Raw genomic sequence first — 23,254 nt, 5'->3', positions numbered from 1 at the left:
ACCGACCCTCACCGGCCGCCGATCCGCGGGCGCGTCGAGCTCAGCCCTTCAGGCCGGTGTGGGCCAGGCCCTCGATGAACTGCCGCTGCGCGAGGACGAACACCACCAGCACCGGTAGCGCGGTCATCGAGGCGGCGGCGAGCTGGACGTTCCACATCGGCCCGCCGTAGGCGTCGACGAACTGGGTCAGTGCCTGCGGGAGGGTGAACCTCTCCGGCGAGGAGAGGTACACGATGGGTTCGAGATAGAGGTTCCAGCTGTGCAGGAAGGTGAAGATCGCGACAGCGCCGAGCGCGGGACGGGCCAGCGGCAGCGCGACCCGGTAGAAGGTGCCGAACCTGCCGAGCCCGTCGACACGGGCGGCCTCCTCCAACTCGCCGGGCAGGCTGATGAAGAACTGTCTCATGATGAAGGTGGCCAGCACGCTGGGCGCGCCGAGGATCGGCACCAGGATCAGCGGCCAGTGGGTGTCGGTGAGCCCCAGCCCGTGGAACATCTGGAACAGCGGGACGATCGTGACCTCGCTCGGGATGAGCAGCCCGAGCAGCACGACGACGAAGAGGACGTTCTGGCCGGGGAAGCGGATGCGCGCGAAGGCGTACCCGGCCATCGCCGCCACCGCCATCGTCCCCACCGTGACGACCAGGGCGATGTAGAGACTGTTGAGATACTGGCCCGCGAAGGGCTGCAGCCGGAAGACCTGCCCGTAGGCCGAGACGTCCCAGTCCGCCGGAAGCAGCCTCGGCGGGAAGGCGAAGATCTCACTTACCGGTTTGAACGACGAGGTGACCATCCACCAGGTCGGGAAGACGAACGGCACGCACAGCAGGCACAGCAGGCCGTACAGGAGCGTCTTCAGCCGCGTCGGCGTCTCATGTCTCATTGACGACCCACTTCCTGCGCATCCGCCACTGCGCGACGGTGAGCAGTGCCACGATCGCGAACAGCAGGACCGACAGCGTCGCGCCGTATCCGAAGTGATGGAACTGGAATGCCTGCTGGTACAGGTAGTAGACGAGGACCGTCGTCGACATGCCGGGGCCGCCCTGGGTGAGCACCGCGATCTGCGCGAACACCTGCAGCGACCCCACCACGGTGATGATCGAGGTGAGCAGGATGGTCGGGCTGATCAGGGGGACGGTGATCCGCCTGAAACGGGTCCACGCCCCGGCGCCGTCCAGCGCGGCGGCCTCGTAGAGCTGGGCCGGCACGCCCTGAAGAGCGGCCAGGAAGAGCACCATGTTGAGTCCGACGTTCTTGAGGACCTGAACGAGGATCACCGCCGACATCGCCGTGCCCTCGCCGCGCAACCAGTTCGGGCCGTCGATCCCGGCGGCGCCGAGCAGGCCGTTCACACCGCCGTCGTCCTGCAGCAGGAACTGCCACACGATCGTCCAGGCGACCAGCGAGACCACCACGGGCGAGAAGAAGACCGTACGGAAGAACGTGGTCCCGCGTAGCCGCTGGTTGAGCAGGATCGCCAGGAGCAGTGCCAGGGCGAGATTGAAGACGACCAGGCCGACCGAGAACACCGCGGTGCCGGCCAGCACCTCGCGCAGGTTGGCGTCGGCGAGCAGCCGGTCGTAGTTCTCCGTGCCGACGAACTCGAAGGTGCCGGCCAGCACGTTCCACTCGTGCAGGCTGTACCAGAGCACGAGCCCGAGCGGCAGGAGCACGAACAGCACACTGCCCAGGAGTTGCGGGGTGATGAGCAGGTATCCGACCAGGTTGTCGCGGCGGCGCACGGTCCAGAAGGGCCGGCCGCTCCCCCTGCCCCCGGTGGCGTTCCCGCCGGTGACCGGCCGGATGTCAATCCGGCCGGTCACCGCGGATCTCGGGTGTGAGACGGCCACGTCACGTACCCAGCATCGGCTGGATCTTGGCGCACACCCCGCCCAGCACCGCCTTGACGTCGGCGCCGGGCCGCCAGAGCGGGTCGAGTGCGGCCCGCACGGTCTGCGCGAGCTCCGCCTGGCCGGTGTGGCTGGGCTTGACCACGCCCTTCTCGATGCCGCCGATCACGACCTGCTGGAGCTGCTCGGGCTTGAGCAGCGGGTTGCTCTTGGCCAGGGTGTCCGCGGTGAGCTGGGAGGCCCGGGGCGGCGGGAAGTAGGCGGCGAGCCTGGCGGAGTTGGCGGGGTTGGTGAAGAAGGCCAGGAAGTCGACGGCCGCCGCGGCGTTCGCGGACTTCTTGAAGACGCCCAGGCCCGCCTGGCCGATCACCGAGTACTCACCCTTGGGGCCCGCGGGCAGCGGGACGAGATCCCAGCCGAACTTCGCGTCCTGCAGAAGCGAGGCGCGGGAGATCTGGGTGATGGTCATCGCCGCGTCGCCCGCGAAGAAGTCCGCCGTGGTGCCCGGACCGGGGAACGCCTTGTCCGTGAAGACCGCCCGGTGCAGGAACGTCATCGCCTCGGCCATCTCGGGACTGTCGAACCCGCAGGTCCTGCCGTCCTCGCTCCAGGCCTGGGCGCCCCAGCCACCCCACACCGAGGCGAGGTTGTCCCAGCTCTTGTAGTCGAAGTCGCGGACGACCATGCCCGCCTTGCCGGTCTTCGAGACGACCGCGGCGTTCTGGGCCACCACCTTCTCCCAGGTCCACGTACCCTCCTCGATCATCTCAGCGGGGGTCTTCTGGCCCGCCTTCTTGAGCAGGTCGGTGTTGACGAACACCCCGAACGGCGAGGTGGAGAACGGGTAGGCGTACAGCCTGCCCTCGGCCTGCCAGAGCTTGACCGCCGAGGGGGTGAGGTCGTCGAAACCGTAGCCCTCGGCCTTGCGCAGCGTGTCGTCGAGCGGCGCCAGCGCGCCCGAGGAGACGAAGTCGGGCGCCGAATTCTCCAGGATCCAGGCCAGGTCGGGGGCGTTGCCGCCGGCGATCTGGGTGGTCAGGGTGGTGGTGTAGTTCTCGAAGGGGATGGGGTCGAACGTGATCTCGCCGACGTCGGGGTGGGTCTTCCGGTATTCGGCGGCGATCTCGTCGAACAGCTTCAGATGTGCCTCGTTCGAGGTCCAGATCGTCATGCGCAGCGGTTGCGGGCCCTTCGCCACGCGAGTGGCCTCGTTCGCCCCGCCGCACGCCGTCAGGGTGAGCAGCGCCGCCAGCGCGACGGCCGCGGGCTTTCCGAATGGTCTCATGGTCCGATCTCCTTGCTGGGAATCCCCCGACGGTCGTGGTGGGTGCGCGGTCAGTAACCGGTCACCTGCGGCCAGCGCAGCTCGACGCCGTCGCGGGCGAGCCGGTGCTGGAAGGCGGCGAGCAGGCCCTCGTCACCGCGTACGGCGTGCGGGGTGGTGGCGTTGTCCAGGCAGAAGGCGGCGAGGGCGCCGGCGGCCTCGCCGACGTTCCACTCCACCGGGTGCAACCGGTAGGCCCCGTTGGTGATGTGGGTGGTGCCGATGTTCTTGGACGCGGGCAGCAGATTGGTCATCCGCTGCGGGACGAGCGCGCCGAGGGGGATCTCGAACGGCGAGCTGGCCACGTCTATGTAGTTGTCGCCCCCGGTGGAGGGGTGCAGGTCGATTCGGTACATCCCTACGCCGACCGAGTCTGCGTAGTTCACCGCGCCCTTGTCCCCGCGCACCGCGAGCGACAGGTCCTGCTCGGCCACGGTGTACAGGGCACGGATGCGGCGCGACTCGCGGATGTAGGGCGCCTGTGCCAGGCCGTCGTCGCCACCGCCGGTGACGTCGCCCCGCAGGCGCAGGCCGGGGAAGCCGGTCCCCCCGTCGGGGCGCGGCGCCTCGGTCTGCAACCAGTACAGCACCGAGCGGGAGAGCTCGCGGGCCCCGGCCAGGTGCCTGTCGGCGTCCGGCACGTCGATGACCGGGCCCTCCAGGTAGTCGATCATCGGCCAGTTGACCAGGGTGATGTCACTGGCGTAGGCGCCGTCCGTGAAGTTGCGCCGCGCGGCGATCCTGCGGAAGGTCCACAGGTTCGCGTCGCCGGGGTTGAGCCGCTGGTCGGCCTCGACGAGCAGCGGGTCGTCGTCGGGGTTGGGGGTGAAGGAGCGTTCCACGATCTCCAGGGTCCTGGGGTGCGGACAGCGCCAGGACAGCAGCCGGTCACCCCAGAAGTCGGGCTGGTAGCCCCGCCAGAACTCATAGGATCCGGGCCTGTCGATGATGTGGTCGCCGTCGACATGGTCGATCGCGAAGCAGACCGAGACCGCCTGCATGTTCGTCGGCTGGGCCTCGGCGGGCGCGCTCGGCTCGCCGGTGTCGCCCTGCGACTCGAACCCCGTCACGTACTCGGTGCCGGTCAGCGGCAGCAGCTCGCCCGTCTCGGTGGCGTCCAACACGTACGGCGCGACGGCGGTGACCTCCCCGCCCCCATCCCGGTGCTCCAGACGGACCGCCCGCACCCGGTCGCCGTCGACCTCCGCGCCGACCGGCCGATACGGCTGCAGGACGCGCAGCCGCCCCGAACCCCGGTACGGCGCGAGCATGGCCTCGATCACCGCGACCGCGACGCGCGGCTCGTGACAGAGCCGGCTCACGTGTCCGGCTCCGGGGTTCAGCTCCCGCCAGGCCCGCGACCGCTCGGTCAGCGGATAGTGGTCGCGGTAGTAGCGGCGGATGCCCTCGCGCAGCGCCCGATAGGAGGCCGTCACACCGAACCTCTCCACCCAGGAGTGCTCGTCGGGCGGCACCGCCTGGCTGGTCAGCTGCCCGCCGAGCCAGTCGTACTCCTCGGTCAGGATCACTGTGCGCCCGGCTCGCAACAGCGCCAGGGCGGCGGCGACGCCGCCCAGCCCTCCGCCGACGACCACCGCGTCCGCCGATATCTCAACCACGTCGGGGCTCTCTCCCATCGTTCTTCGGCCAGCTTGGAATCGGTGCGAGCGTGGATCCCTCGACCAGCTCGCAGGCCAGCAGTTCCTGCGGTGTCTCCCCGCCGCTCTCCAGCAGCTCCGCCAGCAGCTCGACGGCCCTGCGCCCCATCTCGCGGCGCGGGATGCGGAACCCGGTGAGGTCGACGTCGACCTGGACGGGCCTGGTCGGGGCGCCCAGCGCGAGGATCGACAGGTCCCCGGGGATCGTCAGACCCCGCTCGCGCGCCGCGTGCGTGATCGCCACGGCGTCGGCGGGTTCCTCGACGAAGGCCGCGGTCACCCGGGCCGCCGACAGCTCCTCCAGCAGTTCCCCGGGGGTCCTGCCGGTGACCTGGACATGCACCCCGTCGGCTCCGACCGCGGCCACGGCCTCGCGGAAGCCGCGCATGCGGTCGGCGGGCGACTCGGCGCCCGCCCCCGCACCGACGTAGGCCAGTCGCCGATGGCCGAGTCCCGCCGCCCGGTCGACCAGGGCGCGCACCGCGGGCGGGTAGTCGGCGCCCACGTACGGCACCGGCGCACCGGCGTCGTCGCGGCGGCCGATGGAGACGAAGGGTATGCCCTCCGCCAGCAGCCGGGCCAGGTCGTCGCGGTCGACCGTGCGCCCGAGGAGGACGCAGCCGTCGGCCAGCCGCACCCGGCTGTCCTCGTTGAAGATCCGGCGCCGCTCCCCCGCGGCCCTGGCGCTGGTGAACAGCAGCAGGTCGCAGCCCATCTCCTCGGCGCACTCCTCGATGCCGAGCAGGAAGGGATGGTAGAAGTCGGCGCTCGCGGTCGGGAAGACCGCCTCATAGGTGAAGACGCCCAGGATGCGGTTGCGCCGCTCGGCGAGTCTCCGGGCGACCGGGTCGGCGACGTACCCGGTCTCCCTGATCACCCTCAGCACCCGCTCACGCGTCTCCGGGGCGATGCGCACCTCGGCGTCGGTCCTGTTGTTAAGGACCAGCGACACGGTGGTCTGGCTCACTCCCGCGATGCGGGCGATGTCCTGCTGGGTGAGTCGGCGACCGGGAGCAGTCACGATCCGTAGCTTCCCATCTGGTGATAATGCGCATTAGCGCGGTTGGGCCGTCATCTTGCAAGTGACCGCCCCCTCCTGTCAAGAGCACGGATCCGGGACCGTCCCTAGGAAATATCACCCGTGATAATTCGTATTAGCGCCTTGACGTGCGAACGCGCCTGGCAGAACCTTTGCGATCAGAGAGATTTGCTCACCGTCACTCACAGTGAAAGTTGTCGCGAAGGGATCGTTGATGACCGAACCTCTCCTGGACCGCCGCGGGCTGCTGCGCACGGCGGTCGGCGCCGGTGTGGCCGGCGGCCTCGGCCTCGCCCTGCCACAGGCGGCCACGGCGTCGATCGTGGACACGGCCGCGGCCGCCCTGGTGGGACCCGCCGGTTTCCCCACCTACCAGTACATCGGCACTCCGTTCGCCAAGGCGAGCCTGCGCTACAACCCGACCAACGAGCTGATCTTCCCCTGTATCCGGGGCATGTACGACAAGATCGCCAACCCGCTCGCCCGCTACTACCTCTACTACGCCCCGCACGACGCGCCCGGCGGCATCTGCCTGGCCTACGGCGACTCGCTCGGCGGCCGGTTCACCGAGTATCCGAGCAATCCGATCATCTCCAACAACTGGTCACCGCACTACTCGGTCAGCCACGTCTCCTCGCCGCACATCATCTGGAACCCTGACAACCGGCAGTTCTACCTGTACTTCCACGGCGAGAACACCACCACCCGGATGGCCTGGTCCACCGACGGCGTGCACTTCACCTACCACGGCAGGGTGCTGCACACCGGGGTCATCCCCGGAGCGACGGAGACGTCCTACGCGCGGGTCTTCGAGCACGCGGTCCCCGGACTCGGCAACAAGTACGTCATGATCTTCATGGGCGTCACCAACGGCACCCGAAAGATCTTCTGGGCCTGGTCGTCCACCGGCAAGAACTGGCAGTTCGACCCGACCCCACTGGTCTCGCCCGGACCAGACGGGCAGAGCGACCTCTCCGGGCCCACCCTCGTCAAGCGCAACGGCACGGCGTACGTCGTCTACCACGGCAACAGCGGGAACATGTTCGTCACCGAGGTGGGAAACTCGTTCGACCGGGAGGTCCACCTCGGCGTCTTCCACCGGCCGCTGGCCGGGGCTCCCGACAACGGCCGCAGCGCAGCGCCCTCCTTCGGCACCGACGGCGGCGTGCAGTACATGTTCTACGAGGCAGGCCAGCGAAGCCGGTCGACGATCGCCGTCGCCCGCGCCGTCTAGGGACACGCGTTCCCTGACGGCGCGATCCGGGAACGCGAGGTCCTGGGGCGCGAAAGCGACATCCCGTACCGGGTAGTGGGGGTCAGGATCTCGATCCTGGTCTAGTCTCACGATCGTGACGATCAGGAACTCGCACTGCTCCTTCTGCGGTGCGGCCTTCGCCCCCGGCCAGTCCTGGCCGCGCACCTGTGCCGGCTGCCGGAACACCTCCTACCTCAACCCGCTGCCGGTCGCGGTGATGGTGCTGCCGGTCGACGACGGCCTGCTGGTGATCCGCCGTGACGTCGAACCGCACCGGGGCGGGCTCGCCCTGCCCGGCGGCTTCGTCGACATGGGCGAGTCCTGGCAGCGGGCGGCCGTCCGGGAGCTCCGGGAGGAGACGGGAATCGTCGTCGACGCGGACGAGGTGCGCCTCCTCGACGTGCTCAGCGCCCCCGACGGCACCGTACTGATCTTCGCTCTGGGGCCGAGGACCCGCTCGGCCGACCTCCCGCCGGTCACGCCCACGGCCGAGACGACGGAGTGGCTGCTGATCGACGGGCCGAGGGAACTGGCGTTCCCACTGCACACCAGGATCGTGGCGAAGTACTTCGAACGAAACGATCACTAGTGGCACGGACTGGCGGAGCGACCTGTCCGGCGGGCGACCGGCTACTCGGCGGGCTCCGGGACGCGCCAGGCAAGGCCGGTGCCCTCCACCTGGACACCGACCCTGGTGCCGGTGGCCATCGGGTCGGCCGGAGCCGGTATTCGCGCGGTGACGTGCGTGCCGTCGGGCAGGCGCACGGTGACCAGCGCGTCGTGGCCGTGAAAGTCATCGCCGGTCACGGTCGCGATCACGGCCTGCGGGGCCGGTGGCGCGGTGATCCGGACCTGTTCGGGACGTACCAGCACGGTGAGCGCCCCGTGGCCGGAAGGGAGTCCGGCCACCGCGACCGGACCGAGCGCGGTGCTCAACACCGCCGGATCATCGCGGTGCCCGGGCTCGGCCTGTGCGGGCAGCAGGATCGCGTCACCGACGAAGGTGGCCACCCAGGCGTCGGCGGGCCGGCGATAGACACTCGTGGGTGAGCCGTGCTGGACGATCACGCCTTCGCGCATGACCGCGATCTGATCGGCCGTCGACAGCGCCTCGCCCTGGTCGTGAGTGACGAGGATCCCGGTCGCACGGTCCGCGCGCAGCGCGGACCGCACATCGTGCCGCAACTCCGCGCGCAGTCCGGCGTCGAGCGCGCTGAACGGCTCGTCCAGCAGGATGAGAGAAGGCCGCGGCGCCAGGGCACGGGCGACCGCCACCCGTTGTTGTTGTCCTCCGGACATCTGATGCGGCATCCGCTCGCCGTACCCGGCCAGGCCGACCAGGCTCAGTGCCTCGTCGATCCGGCCACGACGCCGCTCGGCCCGGCTCAGCCCGTATCCCACGTTGTCGCGTACCGACAGATGAGGAAAGAGCGCGCCCTCCTGCGGCACGATCACGATCTGGCGCCGCTGGGGCGGCGTGTGCGCGGTGGGGCCGGCGACCACTTGCCCGTCGACGACGATCTCGCCCGCGTCGATCCGCTCGAAGCCCGCAACGCAGCGCAGCAAGGTCGTCTTCCCGCAACCGGAGGGACCCAGCACAGCCGTCAGGGTGCCGCTCGGCACGGTAAGATCAACACCGTCGAGAGCGGCGACGGTTCCGTAGCGCCGGACGATCCCGCGTAGTTCCAACCGGCTCACCGCTGAACCTCCTTGCTGAGAATCCCGGTACGCGCGGCCAGCAGCCACGTGGGCACCGACGACAACACCACGAGCAACACCGCGTAAGGTGCCGCACCGGCGTAGGCGGCCACCGCCGTGTTCGTCCACAGCTCGGTGGCGAGGGTGTCGACGCCGGTCGGGCGTAGCAACAACGTCGCCGGCAGTTCTTTCATGCAGGTGAGGAAGACCAGCGCCGCACCGGCGCCGATGCCCGGCAGCGTGAGCGGCAGGGTCACCGTACCCAGCACCGCCAGCGGCCCGCGCCCCAGGGATCGGGCGACCTCTTCGAGTACGGGCGGCGCCTGGGCCGTCGCCGTGGCGACGGCGGTGACGGCCAGCGGAAGGAAGAGCGCGGCGTAGGCGAGCGCGAGCAGCCAGGTCGTCTGATAGAGCGGGTAGGCGACGTTGATCCCGAAGAACACCAGGGACAACCCGATCACCACCCCGGGCAGGGCGTGGCTGAGGTAGCCGAGCCGTTCCAGCATCGCGGACAGGCGACCGGGCACACGGGCACTCAACACCCCCAGCGGCAGCGCGAGCAACATGGTCAACGCCGTCCCCGCCAGGGAGAGCCACAGGGAGTTGCCCGCGGCCACCATCACCTCCGGCCAGGTTCCCGGGCGGGAGACACCCTCGGCCATCCGCCGGGCGAGGCTGAACGCGGTGACGCCGAGAGCCGAAACCGCGACGGCCAGCAGCGCGGCCACCGCGGGCCAGCGTGCCCGGCCCAGGCCGGCCCTGCCCGGCGGGCGGCGGGTGCCGTTCAACCGGGCGTAGCGAGCCCCGCGCCGCCGGGTCGCGCCTTCCCCCGCCAGGACGAGCACGGTCAGTGCCACGAGCACGGTTGACAGCACCAGCGCGCCGGTCCGGTCGAAGCCGAGGTCGAACGCCAGGAAGATGGCGCGGGTGAAGGTGTCGGCGCGCACGATCGAGACCGCCCCGAAGTCCGACAGCACGTATAGCGCCACCAAGAGCCCGCCGCCGGCGATCGCGGGGCGGATCTGGCGCAGCGTCACCTGTGTGAAGGTGCGCCAGCCGCCGTGGCCCAGCGATCGCGACACCTCCTCCTGAGCCGGGTCGGCACCGGCCAGGGCCGCGGCCACCGGCAGCAGGACATAGGGATAGGAGCACAGCGTCAGCACCAGGGCCGCCGCCCAGAAGCCCTCGAAACCATCCACCGTGGACACCCAGGCGAAACCGGCGATGTAGGTCGGCACCGCGAGAGGTAGAACGGCCAGGACGGCGAAGACCCGGCGGGCCGGCAGATCGGTGCGCACGAGCAGGAAGGCCGAGCCGACGCCGAGCACCAGGCAGCCGGCGGTCACCACGGCCGCCAGGGCGAGCGTGCCCGCGGCCAGCGCCGCGACCCGCCCGGTCAGCAGTTCCTCGGCGATCCGGACGCCGCCCGCCTCGGCGGTCCTGACCGCGAGATAGACCAGCGGGATCAGGGCGACCGCCACGGCCACCACGGACGACGTGAGCAGCACGGGCCGTGCCGGCCGCGGCGACCGGCCACGGCCCCGTGGCCGGCTCGCGCTTTCTGTCGTGGGGCTACTAGGGGGTGGCGGCGGAGACCCGCCGCGCCCCTTCTGCCTCGCGGAGAGCGATGACGTTCTCAGGGGACCAGTCCCGATTCCTTGATGAGCGCGATCGTCGCCTCAAGCTGGTCGAGGTCGTTCAGGTCGACCGCGGGAACCTTCAGGTCCTTCAGCGCGGGCACTCCTGCGGGCGATGCGGCTTCGGCGATGACGGGGTACTCGAAGGTCTCCTCGGCGAAGTACTTCTGCGCCTCGGCGCTGAGCAGGTAGGTGACGAAGGCCTGCACGTCAGGATTCTGAGCGGCCTTCTTCAGCACGCCGACGCCCGCCACGTTGACCAGGGCGCCGCTGTCGCCGTCGGGGAAGAAGTGCAGCTTGGCGGTGAGCGTGTCAGGCGTCGTCCCCTTCTCCTTGGCCAGCTCGCCCAGGTAGTAGTGGTTGATCAGGCCGACGGCGAGCTTGCCGGAGTCGACCTCCTCCAGGATCGGGCCATTGCCTTCACGGATCTGCGGGTCGTTGGCCTTGAGTCCGGCCAGCAACTCCTTGGCCTTGGCCTCTCCATGTTGCACGGTCACAGCGGTGACGAACGCCTGGAAGGACGCGTTGGTCGGGGCCACCCCGACCTTGCCCTTCCAGGCCGGATCGGTGAGGTCGAACACCGAGGTGGGCAGCCGGTCGGCGGGAACCAGGTCGGGGTTGTAGACCAGCACCCGCGAGCGGGCGGTGACACCGACCCATTCCCCGCTCTTGGCCCGATAGGTGGCCGGCACCTGGTCGAGCACGGAGGCCGGCAGCGGCGCGAACATGCCCTTCTTGGCCACGGCGCCGAGCGCGCCGGCGTCCTGGGCGAAGAAGGCGTCCGCCGGTGACTTCTCCCCCTCTTCGAGAAGCTGGGTGGCCATGGCCGCGGTGGCGGCGTAACGGGCCTCGACCGCGATGCCGCTCTGCGCGGTGAACTTGTCCAGCAGAGGCTTGACCAGCGACTCGCTGCGCCCGCTGTAGACGGTGATCTTCTTCTCGGCCGTCGGGTCGGCGGTATCCGTGGATTCACCGCACGCGGCCAGCCCAAGGACGAGAACACCGGTGGCGGCCAGTGCGAGCACGGTTTTGGGGAGAAAAGTCGGCACTGCGGTACTCCTTCGGTCCCGGAGAAGAGCCCCGGCTACAACTACATCGCTGTAGAAGTTAGCAGAGGCTAACCTAAGGGTCTTCTATGGGGGCCCGATGGTCACCGTAGGGCATCCGGCCTGCGACGCTGCGACGCCACGCGCGGGTTCCCCAGGTGTCCGCGGTCGCCTGGGGACCACCGGCCACGCACGTTCCTCGCGGCGAGGAGAGCGGGTGCCCCGGCCTTCACCAGGCCGCTCGCGTGCAACGGGCCGGTCGCCTCCGGCGGCGGAAGGACGAGCGGGTCATCGCCAAACCCGCCCTGGTGAAGTCGGCGGCGAGTATCGACGCCCGGCGTCACCTCACCGCGGACGCTCGGCGCTGAGGCCACCGGTGCAGGGGCCGCCGGGCTGCGTCAGGTCGACGATGGCCTCTCCGGTCCACACCACCGATCCCGCTGCCACCAGGACGGGAACCACGAGCAGGAAGGCGCCGCGCGGGCCGGGCAATGGTTTGAGCAGGGCGGCGATCCGGCGCGGGACGGGCCCGGGACCTCGCCGGGCCAGGAACGGCACCGCCCCGGACGGCGCCCCGTCATCGTGAGACAGCAGGGCCGCCATGGCGATCGCCCGGGCTGTCGCCCTGCGGTCACCGATCTGCTCGGCGGCCTGTTCGTCGGCCCAGCGCTCGATCAGGTATCCCACCAGGTGGCGGACCTGCCACAGGAACGGGTGGGCCGCGACCGCCAACCGGCTCGCCAACAGCCACCGGTGATGATGCCCGGTCAGGTGGGCGTGCTCGTGCGCCATGACCACCGCGTGGTTCTCTTCGTCGAGAGCGTTCAACATGCCCTGGGTCACCACGATCCGGCCCGGCCGCCCGGGGAGGGTGAAGGCGGCCGGCCGTTCCTCGGCCACCACCACGACGACGTCATCACCGGGAAGAGCCGCGGCCTGTTCACGGGCCGCGCACAGCGATCGCCGCTCCCGCCGGGCGCCGCCGGCGAGGGTGGCGACAGCGGTCACCAGGAAGGCGAGAGCGACCCAGTACGGCCATTCCAGCGGTTCACCCTGGACGAGAAGCAGGACGGCATGGATCGAGACAGCCATCACGCTCACCGAACTCGCGGCCGCGACCACGACGGCGGAGGATATGAAGGCCACCGTCGCCGCCGCCGGTTGTTGCCGGTCGACCAGCGCGGCCATCGAGACGACCAGTGCCGCGGGGGCGACGAGCGTCGACAGGACGAAATGGTCGATCATCAGGCTCCGTTCCCGTCTTCCCCCAGCAGCAGTCGCCGGACCAGCTCCTCGTCGCCGGTCGAGAGCCCGGAGATGAAATGCGTCAGGACGGGTGCGTGGTCGGCCTCGGCATCGAGCAGCCGACTCATCCGCCAGGCGACCAGCCCCGAGGGGTCGGCGGGCGTGGCATAGCGATAGGCCCGCCCGGACCGCTCGCGCGTCACGATGCCCTTGTCGTACAACCTGGTCAGGGTGGTCACCACGGCACTGTAGGAGAGTTCGCCACCCCCCTTGTCACCGAGCAGGCCGCGCACCTCCCCCGGAGACAGGGCGCCGGACGCCTCGTGTAGCACGGTGAGAATCTCCGCTTCCAGGACACCCGGGGATCGGCGAGGGCTCATCGGATGAGCCTAGCGACCCCGTTCACCGGCCGAAGAGCGGCCTCGACGGCACGCCGATCGCCCCGGACACCCCTGCCTCCACGGAAGCGCGGAGGCGCCTGGCCGACGAGCCGGCACTCGTCCCGAGTCCGAAACCCGCCGCGTGCCACGACGCGATCCCGCGCCGGGACGAATCACCGGCCCCGATGCCGGACCTCGGGATCGTGTCGACCCGTACGCCGGGCCGACACCGCCACGGACGCGCTACAGCTTGACCTCGCCCGTGACACAGGTGATCGTGCCGCCGCCGACCCAGATCGTCCCGTCGGCGTCCCGGGAGACGTGGGCACGCCCGGCACGCCCGAGGACCGTCCCCTGGCTCGCCACATACGGTGCCTCGGCGCGGCCGGTACGGAGCAGCCACTGCGCGAGCGAGGCGTTCAGGCTCCCGGTCACCGGGTCCTCGGCCGTGGCGCCGTCCTTGGGGAAGAACGCCCGCACCTCGAACGCCTCCGGCGACCCCTCGGGGTATGGGCCGACCACGCCCACGTCGAGATCCACGAGTCCTGGCCGCAGCGCGAGCACCTCGTCCGCGCTCGCCAGCAGGACGGCCACCCAGCCGGGTCCGTTGTCCGCCCACTCGGCGTCCAGGATCTCGGCACGGCCGATGCCCAGCATCCGCGCGACGCGCTCCACCACCGGCTCCTCGACCGGTCCCGAGCGGAGCAGCGGCGGCGCGGCGAAGGCCAGCCCTTATCCGGTCCGGCGCACCGGCACCAGCCCCGCCCCGCACTCCTGGACGATCACGTCGGCCCCGCTCGGCGTCCCGCCCGCCGCCAGCCAGGCGTGACAGGTGCCCAGCGTCGGGTGCCCGGCGAAGGGCAGTTCCGAACCCGGTGTGAAGATCCGCACCCGGTAGTCCGCGCCGGGCACGCTCGGCGGCAGCACGAAGGTGGTCTCCGACAGGTTCGTCCAGCGCGCGAACTCCAGCATCTCCTCGGTGGTCAGCCCTCTCGCGTCGAGCACGACGGCGACCGGATTACCCCGGTATGGAGTGGTGGTGAAGACGTCGACCTGCTGGAAGGGGCGCGGCATGCCGCCGAGTATGCCACCCCGGGCCTCGAGTCCACACCTTGACAACGTTCACGGCGGGGGCTTGTAATGATCCACGTCGCGTGTCGCCGGCCGGGAGGACGGCGGTGGCATGGAGGCGCCGGAACAAGGGATGATGTCGTGACCTCTCACTTCACAGGCTGCGCCTGACCGCATCGCGCCCGCGCGCCGTTCCCGCATCCGGTGGTGCTGAGCACCGCTTTCGCATGTGAGCTCCTCTCGAATCCGACGGTCCACTGCCCCGGGTACCCCTTCGAGGCTCCATGCCCGCGGCGGACCCGGCCCCGGGGCTCTCCCCGCCGAGGCCGACCGGCCCACAGCGGAGCCGGAAGCACACCTGGACCACGAAGAACGGCGACCGGTCCCGAATCCCAGCGCGATGACCACCCGGACCACCCGGACCAGCCGGTGCCGGCCGTTCCAGTGGCATCGTGCCGCTCGCCGAACGCGCCGGCCGGGCCGCAGGAAGCGGGTCGCCAGCACGCTGCCATCGGTGCCTTCACCCAGGGCCGACCGGCCGCACGCCATCCGGTGACCGCTCTCGTCACCGGGTCTGTCCCGTCAACGAGCTTCATCCCGTCATCCGCACAGCGGAAGGATCGCGTTTTGAACGTCACACACATCCCCACCACGCCCGACGACAGCGCCGCGGCTCTGGCGGAGCTCGGGGCCCTGCGGTCCCGTCCCCCGTCCTGCCCGCCGACGCCGACCTCACGCCCGTCCTGCCGCACACCGGCGGCATTTCCGGCGCCTGGGTCAGCGCGCCCCGCCACCCGGCGGGCCTGGTGGCGACCGAGACGGGGGTCACGGTCTACCTCCACGGAGGCGGATTCGAATACAAAAACCCCCACATGGAACAGGTCATGGCTTATCGCTTGTCCCGAGCGACCGGCCGCCCTGTCCTGGCGGTGGACTATCGTCTCGCCCCCGCCCACCCGTATCCCGCCGCACTCGACGACCTGGTGACCGCCTATCGAAGTCTGCTGGACCAGGACGTGCCCGCCTCACGGATCATCCTGGCGGGTGAGTCCGCCGGGGGCACGTTGCTGCTGTCGGCGCTGCTCGTGCTCAAGGAGGCGGGCGATCCTCTCCCCGCGGGGGCGGTGGCCGTTTCCCCGCAGACCGACCTCACCCTGTCCAGCCCGTCCATCGACGCGAACGACGGCCAGGACTTCGTCAACCGGGCCGTACTCGACCACGTCCGTACCCAGTACCTGGCCGGAGCACAGCCGGGCCGAGCGCCTCAGTCCCCCCTGCACGGCGAGCTCGACGGGCTGCCGCCGCTGCTGCTCGCGGTGGGCTCGAAAGAGGTGATGCTCGACGACGCGCGGCGCTTCGCCGAAGCCGCCTCCGCCGCCGGAGGAAACGTCTGTCTCGACATCTACGACGGCATGCCCCACGCCTTCCACGCCACCGTGCTGTCGGCCACCCCGCTCCCCGTCGCCACCACCCTGCTGCGCCGCGTCACGGAGTGGGTCGACCAACGGGACCGATCACAGTGATCGTCCCAGGACTCCGAGTCAGATGAACGGGCCGACGAGGCCGGCGAACTCCTCAGGGTCGACGATCCGCACGCCCAGGCTTTCGGCCTTGGTCCGCTTGGAGCCGGCCTTCTCCCCGGCCACCAGCAGGCTGGTCTTCTTCGAGACGCTGGAGGAGGATCTGCCTCCGGCCCGTTCGATCAGCTCGTTCATCTGGTTGCGGGTCAGCTCCTCCAGCGCCCCGCTCATCGCACCGGTGACCACGACGGACATCCCGGCCAGCGGCAGCCCGGACGTGCCGCCCGGCTCGGCACCGGGGTCGGCGGGTGGCGTCCAGCCCGGCTCGGTCATGGTGACCCCGGCCTTGACCAGCTTGTCGATGAGATCGGCGAGTTCGACCAGCTCGGCCACCACTACCGGTGACTTCTCCGGGCCGATGCCCTCCACCGCCTGGATCGCCTCGGCGTCGGCCGCGCGGACGGCGTCCATGCTGCCGAAGTGCCGGGCGATGCGGCGGCTCATGGACCGGCCGGTGCCGCGCACGCCCAGCGCGCAGAACACCCTGCTGAGCGGCTGCGCCTTGGCCCGCTCGATGGCGGCCAGCAGGTTGTCGGTGCTGGTGGCGCCCATCCGCTCCAGGCCCAGCACCTGCTCACGGGTCAGATAGAACAGGTCGGCGAAATCGGCGATCAGCCCGGCGTCCAGTAGCTGCTGGATGCGGTTCTCGGCCAGGCCCTCGATGTCGAGCTGGTCGCGACCGGCCGCATATCCGATGGAGGCGATCGCACGGCAGGCACGCCCGCGTACGCACCGCCACCGCTCCTGGGAGGCGTCGATCGCGTCGCCGCAGGACGGGCAGACCTGCGGGATCGCGATCGGCCGCTCGTCGCCGGTGCGCAGGTGCACGACCGGCGCCTCGACCCGGGGGATCACGTCTCCGGCCTTGTAGACGACCACGGAGTCGCCGAGCATCAGGCCGCGGCGGGTGATGTCGGCGACGTTGTGCAAGGTCGCGTAGGTGACGATGCTGCCGTCGAGCTCGACCGGCTCCAGCACGGCGCGCGGGGCGATGACGCCGGTGCGGCCGGTGTTCCACTCGACACCGATCAGCTTGGTGATCTTCTCGGTGGCGGGCAGCTTGTAGGCGATCGCCCACCGGGGCGCGCGCGAGCTGAAGCCGGCCTGTGCCTGGTCGGCGGCGAGATCGCACTTGATCACGATGCCGTCGATGCCGAAGGCCAGATCGGCCCGCTTGGCGGCGATCTGCTCGACCCGCTGCTGAACCTGTTCCAGGGTGGCGGCGACGATCCCGCCGACGTCGGTGACGGCGGGAGTCTGCACGCCCTGTCCGGCGACCCAGGCCATGACCTCGCTGTGCGGCAGCTCGCGCAGCCGCACGGCCGGCTCGGAGGCGTCGTCGGGGTGTGGCAGCGCGCCGTAGCCGAAGAACGTCAGCTCGCACACGTACGGCCGGTCCTGGGCGCGCAGTGTGCCGGCGGCGGCGCTGCGCGGGTTGGCGAACGTGGTGCCGTCGTGCGCCTGGCGCTTGACGCACGCCTGCTCGAACTGCGACGCGGTCATCATCACCTCACCGCGCAACTCCACCGTGACCGGCTCGGCCAGCCTGGCGGGCAGCCCCACGATGGTGCCGATCGCGTGACTCACGTCCTCACCCGCGACGCCGTCCCCCCGGGTGACCAGCTGCGCCAGCCGCCCGCCACGGTAACGCGCGGCGATCGCCAGCCCGTCGAGCTTCGGCTCCACGCTCCACGCCGTGACCGGCCGGCCCAGCCTGCGCTCCAGCGACGCGGCCCAGTCGGCCAGCTGCTCGGCGCCGAAGACGTTGTCCAGGCTCAGCATCGGCACCGTGTGCGGCACGTCGCCGACCACCGCACCACCGGCCACCTTGCCCGTCGGCGAGGTCGGCAGCACCTCGTCCGGATGCTCGTCCTCATAAGCCTGGATGCCCCGGACCAGCCGATCGTAGGCGTCGTCGTCCAGCGCGGACGTGCCGTCGCCGTAGTAGGCCGCGGCGGCGTCCAGAGCGAGCTGAACGGCTTCGGCGTAGGCGGTCTGATCGGCGAGAAGAGTGCCGGGGAGTGCGTCGGTCATGATCCCATCATCGCGTCCGGCACCGACAGTTTCGGCTTGTGGACCACGGCCCCGGGGCACCCCTCCCGGGTTCGGCCGTCGAAAAGGTGCCGCACCGGCGGTGTGGCCGCCGTGCTGCCGCTGTCTGTCGCGCACCGACGGAGTGAATGCGAGCCGGGCATGGCGAGCGGCGGGGCAGGCGGTCGCCACCACCGGTAGGCGGGGTAGCGCGGGGTCGCCCCACTGCGTCCGACGATCATGCCGACGAGCACCAGGACGACGGTCGCGGCGACACTTGAAGGTCAGCGAAAACGCTTGATCATTCGAGCGGTCGCGGACCTGGCCGGACAGAGCGTGTCCGCCTGGCCCTCCTCACCGCGCGCGCCGATGGCCCCGAGGCCGGCTCGGCGCGCGCGTCGTGAGGATCAGGACCGTCGGCGGCTGCCCTTGACCGCGACGACGTCGATCTCCACGAGGATTCCGCCGAGGCTGGATCCGGCGGTCGTGCGAGCCGGGCGCGGTTCGTCGAAGAACTCGCGGTAGGCCGTGTCGAAGCCGTCCCAGTCGTTGTCGATGTCGGCCAGGTGCGCGGTCACCTTGACGACGTCCTGCAGGTCCGAGCCCGCGGCCCGCAGCGCGGCCGCGACGTTGTGCAGCGTCTGGCGGGTCTGCTCGGCGACGTCGTCGCCGACGATCGTCCGGGTCACCGGGTCGACCGGCCCGAAGCCCGCGGTGTGGACGAGATCTCCGACGACGACCGCCTGGGAGTAGGCGCCTCGGGGGGGCGGAGCCTGGTCGGTGTGGATACCCACCTTCATATGATCTGTCATGCCTGATTCCTCTCGATGGCCGACGCCGACTCCGAAGGTCGACCGGGTGCCGTCGCCGGGTGACCGGCGGTTTTCCCGGCAAGGGGTGTGTCACGGGTCCCTAAAGCACCAGGGAGATCGCGCCCTGAAAGCCTGTCCCGCCCGATCTGGGGGCGCTGGACCAGGGGTTGCCCGAGGTGGCGCCGTTGTTGGCGTAGATCGACAGTCCGCCGGAGGCGTCGCCGACCACCAGGTCCGGCCCGGAGCTCCCGGTCACGTGGCCCAGGCCGAGCGACCGCGTTCCGGTCCAGTCGCCCGGAATCACGATCGGATCGGTTGACGCGCCGGTCGGGAAGACCCACAGGGACCCGTCGTTCTCCAGGTCGACGAGATCGGCGATGCCGTCGCGGTCCATGTCACCCAGGGCGAGCCGGGTGGCCGTCTGCCAGTTGCTGCCGACCCACGCGCGCGGCGTCCAGGGGAAGGCGGTGGTGGATCCGTTGCCGGGGTAGGCGTACATGTCGCCGGCACTGTCGCGTCCGACGAGGTCGGCGCGGCCGTCGCCGGTGACGTCCCCGGCCATCAGGTGGTTGAAGATGTTCCAGCCGGTTCCGCCGAAGTGGCGGGTGGTCCAGCGCAGGCCGGTCGTGGACCCGTTGTTGAGGTAGATCCACAGGGTGCCGTTGGACAGGCGTTTGTCGACCGCGAGCACGTCCTGAAGGTGGTCGCCGTTGACGTCGGCGAGGAGGATCTGCGAGGCGAAGCCCCAGTCGGTGCCGGCGGTGACCCGGTCGGGCCAGGGATTGCCGGTGGCAGCCTTGGTGTTCGGCAGAAGCCAGAGGTCACCACTGCGGGCGACATGGGCGACCAGGTCGGGCTTGCCGTCGCCGGTCACGTCCCCGGTCACGACGTCGAGTGCGTACTCGAAGCCGGTGCCCGCGGCGAAGCGGGTGGTCGGCGACCACATCGAGCCCGCCGTGGCGCTCTGCCAGGGGTGGATCCACAGGGCTCCGGAGGGGTCCCGTGAGATCACGTCCGGACGCCCGTCGCCGGTGACGTCGTCCATGGACAGCCGGTCGGCGCTGCTCCAGCCGCCGGTGCTCCCGTGCACGATCGAGGTCCAGAAGTTCGACGTGGTCGACCCGTTGTGCGGGTAGACCAGGAGGGCTCCGGTGGTGTCGCGTGCGACGACTTCGGGTTTGCCGTCGCCGGTGACGTCGTCGAGCATCATCATCTGGGCGAGGTTCCACCCGTTGCCCGACCAGATCGGAGACCGGGTCCATGGGTTGGAGGTGACCGAGCCGTTGTTCGGGTAGACGTAGAGGGTTCCGCTGCTTTCGACGGGGTTGCGCGCCAGCAGGTCGGGTTTGCCGTCACCGGTGACGTCGCCGACGAGGATCCGGTCGACGATGTTCCATCCGGTACCGGCGGCGAAACGGCTGGGCCACGGGTTCGCCGAGCCGGAGCCGTCGTTGGGGTAGACGTAAAGCGTGCCGTTGTTCACCGAAGGGTCGCGCACGACGACGTCGACGCGGTTGTCGCCGGTGACGTCGGCGATGATCAGGGTGTCGGCGAACTCCCACTGCGGCGGAGTCGCGGTGTAGGTCGTCTCCCACGGGTTGGAGGCGGTGGCCCCGTTGCCGGTGTAGACGCGCAGCGCTCCGGCGTCGGCGCCGGACAACTGGGCGACCAGGTCGGCCCGGCCGTCGCCGGTGACGTCGTTCGCCGTCGGCGCCGGGGGCGCGGCGGCGCGGGACGCACCCGCGCGGGCGGTCGGCTCGGGGGCCGTGGTGAGCACCTTGGCGCGGAGGCCGCTGACATCCCACTTCTTGGTCCTGACTCTGCCCGGCTTGCTGGGCTTACCGGATTTGCCGGAGTGATAGGACTCGGTGGGAACGGGGGCAGGCCGCTCGCGGTCGTCGCCGGGCGCCGCGTGCGCGGCCGGGGCGACGGTAAGGACCGCGAGGGCGAGGACCGCGGCGACTGCGGTCGCCCGAATCGACGTCGTCATCAGAGTTCAATCCTTCTTCCGGCGCGGTACCTGTTTCCGTTCACGACGATCCACTTCAGTCCCGGTAGCGGCGGTGTCTCGACGATCACGCGCCCCGGCTTGTGGTGCCAGTCACCGCTGAACTCCACCTTGAGCGTGTCGTGGCCGCTACGGTCGTCGTCGCGATCGCGGCCGCCCTCCAGTTTGAAGCGCAGCGTGACCGGCCCGAACTTGGTCGGGACCTTCTCGAAGCGGGTCTGCTTCTTGCCCGACAGCCACTCCAGCGGGCAGAGCCGCAGCAGTTGCAACTGGTTCGGGACAAGGCTGTCGTCGATGACCGCGTGAAGGAGCGACCAGGTGATGATGGGGTGGGAGAAGAGGTTGCCGTAGATCGCGTTGCGGTGCTCGCTGGAGATGTAGGTGTCCTGCGAGAGGCCGCCGGTGAGCAGGCCGTACAACCCCTCGATGAAAGGCGCCCGCTCCCCCAGCTGCCAGGTGTGGAACATGTTCCAGCTGTAGCAGGGCTCGGCCGAGGACTGCTCGTGGTCGAGGACGGCACGGTCCAGCGCGTTGTGGTGCACCGCGTCGAACAGCAGGGTGTTGGGGCCGACCCGGAAGAACTCGACGAACGACTTCATCATCGGGTCGGAGGCCGGCATCAGCCCGGCCCACACCGACATCAGGGCGCCGGTGTCGAGCATGGTGAAGGCGTCCCAGACACCCTCGCCCGCGAACTGCGGCCGGAAGACCGGCCACTGCCTGCCCTTGGCGTCGGTCCACTTCGCAGACCGGTCGGCGAGGTCACGAACGGCCTGGACGAACGTCGTACGGAAGGTGTTCGCGAACGTGGCGAACTCGGCTGCTCGGGGGTGCTTGATCCGCTGCAGGAATTCGACGGCGGAGGTGAGCCCCTTGTAGGTGAAGCACTGGCTGATGAAGCCCTGGGTCTCGACACCCTCGTCGGTGGAGTGACCGGGGGGCATCAGGCCCTGGACGCCGCCGTGGTTGGTGAGCCCGCAGGCCTGGACGATGTAGTCGCAGGCCTTGACGATGACATCGGTCCACTTGGCGATGAACGCCGGCCGGTTGGTCAGCAGCGCGTGAACCGACAGGATCTCCAGGATCGCGCCGTGGTCGCTGATCCAGTCGATGGCCTGCAGCGTCTTCGGGGTCGACAGGTATCCCGGGTAGGTTCCCCCGGCGAAGACCGAGCCGGGCGGCGTCCGCGTTCCCTGGGTGGCCGCGTAGATCTCGATGTGGTTCTCGACGACGTCGTGGTAGCCGAGCCGATCCATGAACATGTGGCTGACCATGGAGGTCGGCGTGCTCCACAGCACGTCGTAGGCGTACGAGCCGGACAGGAACGTGAACAACCCGGTGTCGGGGCTCTTCTCCGCGACCACTTGAGCGAGTTGCGGACCGCGGCGCACGACCTGGTTGATGTAGTTCTCCGGAGTGTCGACCACGGCGATGGACGCCGCGTTCTCCTTCCAGAACGCCTGGCACTTGGCGAGCGCCGCGTCGCGGCCGAGCGCGGCCTCGGCCTTGGCGTCGGCGAGCGGCGCGGGAATCATCGGGATCAGCACGTCGACGTAGGCCCCGACCGTCGCGGGCAGGCCGAGCCGCAGGTCGTACACGCCCTTGACCTTGTTCTCGGTCATGGCGATGGAGCCCTTGTCGGCGGTGGTCACCATGACCTTGACGTTGCCCTCGTTGTCGGTGATGGGCACCGTGATGGGCTTGCCGGTCGGGTTCCACACCCGTCCCATCGTCAGGCCGGCGAGGATCGGCGCCGTCCCTGGAAAGACGGTGAGCGGCACACCGTCCTCGTCCTGATACGGCCCCGCGGGCTTCATGTACGAGCCACTGAGCCAGAGCTGGAACACGAAGTCCTTGACCGCGTTGACCGGGTCGACGTGGGTGACCTCGAAACGGGTCCAGGAGTAGATCGGCTCGGTCGCCGTCTGGACGGTCTGCTCCCCCGGGACGTGCGCGAACACCGATTGCTTGATGACCAGGCCCTCCTGGCGGCGGTGTTCGGTCCACAGGACCGGGGCGTCGCTGTCCTCCTCCCAGCCCTGCTTGCCCTGGCCGAGGTCGTCGTCCCAGACCTCGTACTGGAAGGTCGGGAAGGGCCGGAAGCCGCCGCCGCGCATGGGCATGACGACGGTCGTCTGGAAGTTCTTCCCGTGCCAGGGCTGGGTGTTGGGCTTGGCCGCCAAGACCCAACTGGGGTCGCAGATGAGCGCGCCGTTGTAGACGACGTTGAACCGGAAGAGGTGGCCCTTCCAGCCGATGGGCGTCCACACGTTGCGCTGCGCCGGCCACCAGTGCTTGGAGCGCTCGACGTTCGGCTCAGGGTCGGTCGCGGCCAAGGGGGTCGGCACGAACGTGTCGGCGTGCGCGGCCGGCAGTCCGGTCAGGGGGGTCGTGGCGGCCAACGCGCCTCCGGCGACGACGGCTCCGCCGGTCATCTGGAGCATTCGGCGCCTGGATGGTTCAGTCACTTGGACAGCCTCCTCGAACGGCACTCGCACAGCATCGGTGCCGGACGTGATGACAGGGGGGAAGGATTTTCGATATTCCGAAGATATATTCGGAGTATCGATAATTGGAAACTGTGACACCGGTATCCGGGAAAGGCAAGGGGGTGCGT

General features: G+C 70.0%; 17 protein-coding genes and 1 pseudogene. 3 read left to right on the top strand and 15 right to left on the bottom strand.

What is annotated here, in order from left to right; genetic code table 11:
- Positions 1 to 40: 40 nt before the first annotated feature.
- From ACFQVD_RS07720 to ACFQVD_RS07700, 5 genes are read right to left on the bottom strand one after another with little or no spacing between them, the layout of a single operon-like run.
- The gene (locus ACFQVD_RS07720; RefSeq protein WP_343967246.1) at positions 41 to 883 is read right to left on the bottom strand and encodes a carbohydrate ABC transporter permease; all 843 of its coding nucleotides are present in this window, start codon (positions 881 to 883) and stop codon (positions 41 to 43) included.
- Entirely contained in the window at positions 873 to 1,826 is a 954-nt protein-coding gene (locus ACFQVD_RS07715) for a carbohydrate ABC transporter permease (protein WP_343967244.1), read from the bottom strand. The genes ACFQVD_RS07720 and ACFQVD_RS07715 overlap by 11 nt, the downstream gene beginning before the upstream one ends.
- A gap of 28 nt (positions 1,827 to 1,854) precedes the next feature.
- Entirely contained in the window at positions 1,855 to 3,138 is a 1,284-nt protein-coding gene (locus tag ACFQVD_RS07710) for an ABC transporter substrate-binding protein (RefSeq protein ID WP_343967242.1), read from the bottom strand.
- Between the two features lie 50 nt (positions 3,139 to 3,188).
- A complete protein-coding gene (locus ACFQVD_RS07705; protein ID WP_343967240.1) occupies positions 3,189 to 4,796 on the bottom strand; it encodes an FAD-dependent oxidoreductase in 1,608 nt (535 codons plus the stop codon).
- A complete protein-coding gene (locus tag ACFQVD_RS07700) occupies positions 4,789 to 5,856 on the bottom strand; it encodes a LacI family DNA-binding transcriptional regulator (RefSeq protein WP_343967238.1) in 1,068 nt (355 codons plus the stop codon). Before ACFQVD_RS07700 ends, ACFQVD_RS07705 begins: the two co-directional genes overlap by 8 nt.
- A gap of 232 nt (positions 5,857 to 6,088) precedes the next feature.
- Between ACFQVD_RS07700 and ACFQVD_RS07695 the strand changes: the two genes are divergently transcribed.
- Both ACFQVD_RS07695 and ACFQVD_RS07690 read left to right on the top strand, forming a co-directional pair.
- Positions 6,089 to 7,108 carry a hypothetical protein gene (locus ACFQVD_RS07695; RefSeq protein ID WP_343967236.1) on the top strand — a complete coding sequence of 340 codons (1,020 nt, stop codon included), beginning with the start codon at positions 6,089 to 6,091 and terminating at the stop codon, positions 7,106 to 7,108.
- 115 nt (positions 7,109 to 7,223) lie between these two features.
- Complete coding sequence (locus tag ACFQVD_RS07690; protein ID WP_343967234.1) at positions 7,224 to 7,718, top strand: NUDIX domain-containing protein; 495 nt, start codon at positions 7,224 to 7,226, stop codon at positions 7,716 to 7,718.
- A gap of 41 nt (positions 7,719 to 7,759) precedes the next feature.
- On the opposite strand, the gene ACFQVD_RS07685 is transcribed toward ACFQVD_RS07690, so the two are convergent.
- The 6 genes and pseudogenes from ACFQVD_RS07685 to ACFQVD_RS07660 all read right to left on the bottom strand — a co-directional run bounded on the left by ACFQVD_RS07685 (position 7,760) and on the right by ACFQVD_RS07660 (position 14,209).
- The gene (locus ACFQVD_RS07685) at positions 7,760 to 8,827 is read right to left on the bottom strand and encodes an ABC transporter ATP-binding protein (protein ID WP_343967232.1); all 1,068 of its coding nucleotides are present in this window, start codon (positions 8,825 to 8,827) and stop codon (positions 7,760 to 7,762) included.
- Positions 8,824 to 10,335 (bottom strand): ABC transporter permease, encoded by a 1,512-nt coding sequence (locus ACFQVD_RS07680; protein WP_343967230.1) that lies wholly within the window; start codon positions 10,333 to 10,335, stop codon positions 8,824 to 8,826. The genes ACFQVD_RS07685 and ACFQVD_RS07680 overlap by 4 nt, the downstream gene beginning before the upstream one ends.
- A 128-nt stretch (positions 10,336 to 10,463) precedes the next feature.
- Complete coding sequence (locus ACFQVD_RS07675) at positions 10,464 to 11,513, bottom strand: iron ABC transporter substrate-binding protein (RefSeq protein WP_343967227.1); 1,050 nt, start codon at positions 11,511 to 11,513, stop codon at positions 10,464 to 10,466.
- Between the two features lie 342 nt (positions 11,514 to 11,855).
- Positions 11,856 to 12,755, bottom strand: a complete 900-nt coding sequence (locus ACFQVD_RS07670) for a M56 family metallopeptidase (RefSeq protein ID WP_343967225.1) — start codon at positions 12,753 to 12,755, stop codon at positions 11,856 to 11,858.
- A complete protein-coding gene (locus ACFQVD_RS07665; RefSeq protein WP_343967222.1) occupies positions 12,755 to 13,135 on the bottom strand; it encodes a BlaI/MecI/CopY family transcriptional regulator in 381 nt (126 codons plus the stop codon). The genes ACFQVD_RS07670 and ACFQVD_RS07665 overlap by 1 nt, the downstream gene beginning before the upstream one ends.
- A 243-nt stretch (positions 13,136 to 13,378) precedes the next feature.
- A pseudogene (locus tag ACFQVD_RS07660) lies at positions 13,379 to 14,209 on the bottom strand (PhzF family phenazine biosynthesis protein).
- Between the two features lie 449 nt (positions 14,210 to 14,658).
- Here ACFQVD_RS07660 and ACFQVD_RS07655 point away from each other — a divergent pair.
- Positions 14,659 to 15,729, top strand: coding sequence for an alpha/beta hydrolase (locus ACFQVD_RS07655; protein WP_386368439.1), 1,071 nt, complete (start codon positions 14,659 to 14,661; stop codon positions 15,727 to 15,729).
- A gap of 18 nt (positions 15,730 to 15,747) precedes the next feature.
- Here the strand turns inward: ACFQVD_RS07655 and ligA are convergent, their stop codons facing one another.
- From ligA to ACFQVD_RS07635, 4 genes are all read right to left on the bottom strand, one after another.
- On the bottom strand, positions 15,748 to 17,820 hold the full coding sequence (gene ligA, locus ACFQVD_RS07650) for an NAD-dependent DNA ligase LigA (protein ID WP_343967218.1): 2,073 nt from the start codon (positions 17,818 to 17,820) through the stop codon (positions 15,748 to 15,750).
- A gap of 404 nt (positions 17,821 to 18,224) precedes the next feature.
- Positions 18,225 to 18,629 carry a RidA family protein gene (locus ACFQVD_RS07645; protein ID WP_343967216.1) on the bottom strand — a complete coding sequence of 135 codons (405 nt, stop codon included), beginning with the start codon at positions 18,627 to 18,629 and terminating at the stop codon, positions 18,225 to 18,227.
- Positions 18,630 to 18,729: 100 nt separating this feature from the next.
- Complete coding sequence (locus ACFQVD_RS07640) at positions 18,730 to 20,619, bottom strand: FG-GAP repeat domain-containing protein (RefSeq protein ID WP_343967213.1); 1,890 nt, start codon at positions 20,617 to 20,619, stop codon at positions 18,730 to 18,732.
- Complete coding sequence (locus ACFQVD_RS07635; protein WP_343967211.1) at positions 20,619 to 23,105, bottom strand: hypothetical protein; 2,487 nt, start codon at positions 23,103 to 23,105, stop codon at positions 20,619 to 20,621. Before ACFQVD_RS07635 ends, ACFQVD_RS07640 begins: the two co-directional genes overlap by 1 nt.
- Between the last annotated feature and the right edge of the window lie 149 nt (positions 23,106 to 23,254).

It is taken from the genome of Streptosporangium amethystogenes subsp. fukuiense, assembly GCF_042665875.1.
Lineage (GTDB): Bacteria > Actinomycetota > Actinomycetes > Streptosporangiales > Streptosporangiaceae > Streptosporangium > Streptosporangium fukuiense.
The sequence above is the reverse complement of the archived record's forward strand: the minus strand, read 5'-3'. Positions and strand labels throughout refer to the sequence as shown.

Bases quoted from the DNA above. Each gene is read 5' to 3' on its own strand.
- ACFQVD_RS07720 (WP_343967246.1), bottom strand. From the start codon at position 883: ATGAGACATGAGACGCCGACGCGGCTGAAGACGCTCCTGTACGGCCTG.
- ACFQVD_RS07710 (WP_343967242.1), bottom strand. From the start codon at position 3,138: ATGAGACCATTCGGAAAGCCCGCGGCCGTCGCGCTGGCGGCGCTGCTC.
- ACFQVD_RS07695 (WP_343967236.1), top strand. From the start codon at position 6,089: ATGACCGAACCTCTCCTGGACCGCCGCGGGCTGCTGCGCACGGCGGTC.
- ACFQVD_RS07670 (WP_343967225.1), bottom strand. From the start codon at position 12,755: ATGATCGACCATTTCGTCCTGTCGACGCTCGTCGCCCCCGCGGCACTG.
- ACFQVD_RS07665 (WP_343967222.1), bottom strand. From the start codon at position 13,135: ATGAGCCCTCGCCGATCCCCGGGTGTCCTGGAAGCGGAGATTCTCACC.
- ligA (WP_343967218.1), bottom strand. From the start codon at position 17,820: ATGACCGACGCACTCCCCGGCACTCTTCTCGCCGATCAGACCGCCTAC.
- ACFQVD_RS07645 (WP_343967216.1), bottom strand. From the start codon at position 18,629: ATGACAGATCATATGAAGGTGGGTATCCACACCGACCAGGCTCCGCCC.
- ACFQVD_RS07640 (WP_343967213.1), bottom strand. From the start codon at position 20,619: ATGACGACGTCGATTCGGGCGACCGCAGTCGCCGCGGTCCTCGCCCTC.